Below are 628 nucleotides of genomic sequence, written 5' to 3'. Positions count from 1 at the left end.
GGGCAGGTGTTCGCCGTCGAGCGGGATCTGCTGGTCGTCACCGACGAGGTGTACGAGCACCTGGTCTTCGACGGCGAACACCTGCCCCTCGCGTCCTTCCCGGGGATGCGCGAGCGCACGGTCACCATCTCCTCCAGCGGCAAGACGTTCTCGTTCACCGGCTGGAAGGTCGGCTGGGTGACGGCCACGCCGGAGCTGGTGACCACGGTCAGGGCGGCGAAGCAGTTCCTCACGTACGTCTCGGCGGGCCCCTTCCAGTACGCCGTCGCCGAGGCGCTGCGCCTGCCGGACAGCTACTTCGCCGACCTGCGCGACGACCTGCGGACCAAGCGCGACGTGCTGTCGGCGGGACTCGCCGCGGCGGGCTTCGAGGTCTACCGGCCGGCCGGCACGTACTTCGTCACCACGGACATCCGCCCGCTCGGCGAGAGCGACGGCTTCGCCTTCTGCCGGTCGCTGCCGGAGCGGTGCGGTGTGGTGGCCGTACCGAACGCGGTGTTCTACGACCACCGGGAGCAGGGCGCGCCCTTCGTACGCTTCGCGTTCTGCAAACGCACGGAGGTCCTGACGGACGCGGCGAACCGGCTGAAGACGCTGGCGGACGCGGCCTAGGTGTTCTGTCCTGGGA

Annotated in this window: 1 protein-coding gene; it reads left to right on the top strand. The window is 69.9% G+C overall.

The annotated features are described in order from the left end of the window. On the top strand, positions 1-612 hold a 612-nt coding region (locus BHU15_RS32240), incomplete at its 5' end, for an aminotransferase class I/II-fold pyridoxal phosphate-dependent enzyme (RefSeq protein WP_141726924.1). Between the last annotated feature and the right edge of the window lie 16 nt (positions 613-628).

Origin of the sequence: Streptomyces niveus, from assembly GCF_001723055.1 — a bacterium.
GTDB classification, from domain to species: domain Bacteria; phylum Actinomycetota; class Actinomycetes; order Streptomycetales; family Streptomycetaceae; genus Streptomyces; species Streptomyces niveus.
Note: the sequence above shows the minus strand (reverse complement) of the source record. Positions and strands in the feature narration are given on the sequence as shown.